1 protein-coding gene and 1 pseudogene are annotated in these 749 nt (G+C 31.6%); both read right to left on the reverse strand.

From position 1 onward, the window contains the following. Positions 1–424 (reverse strand): annotated as a pseudogene (locus CLPUN_RS10755) (hypothetical protein); the annotation flags it as partial. 17 nt (positions 425–441) lie between these two features. Further along, positions 442–681 (reverse strand): hypothetical protein, encoded by a 240-nt coding sequence (locus CLPUN_RS10760; RefSeq protein WP_077847282.1) that lies wholly within the window; start codon positions 679–681, stop codon positions 442–444. Positions 682–749 lie beyond the last annotated feature (68 nt).

Raw genomic sequence — 749 nt, forward strand, 5'->3', positions numbered from 1 at the left:
AGCTCTTAAAGTCTCTACCAAGATCAATACACTCTGAAGCATTCCATTCTTCAAAAGGCTCTCCACTTGCATGGTAATAAAATTTATCATCTTGGCATTCTTGTACTCCTGCAACTTTTGAAATAGCCGATTGAGCATTTCCAGTTATATTAGCTTGATCCTCTGCAGTACTTCCAAAAGTTTTTTCCACTCCATAATGTGCTTTAGATGTAAATCCACCATAAATTATATTCTTACAAAGTAAAGAAACTTCTTCTTTCTTTAAATTTTTAGCTACATCTAATGGAATTTCTGGACACTCTTCATTGGTTATTGTTTTATAATCTGTTGTAGTTATTTTACCATTACAGACATAATCAAATACATCTTCTTTTTTTAATTGCTCCATTGAAAATAACAAGATTATAATTTTCACGTTATCCACAATAATTTTCCTCCTTCTTATTTAATCAATGATTTTAATATAGTCGTCATTTGAGTATTTACTTTTTCTATCTCTGTTAATGGTATATCTTCGTATACTGGAATATTCGGCTTTGCTGTCGTATCTATACTTTTTAATGTTTTCCCCTCTGGTATTTCTACCTCTAAATATAGAATTCCTCCTTGTGGTGTTCTATAGCTTCCTGCCATTTGTAAATAAATATATCCAGTATTATCATACAATGCTAGTGTTTTCACAAGATCACTCCTCTCTATTTATTCCCAAGCCATATAATCAAATGTTCTTCCGCTAGTGGTGCACGAAA

The organism is Clostridium puniceum, from assembly GCF_002006345.1.
In the GTDB taxonomy this organism is placed as follows: Bacteria; Bacillota; Clostridia; order Clostridiales; family Clostridiaceae; genus Clostridium; species Clostridium puniceum.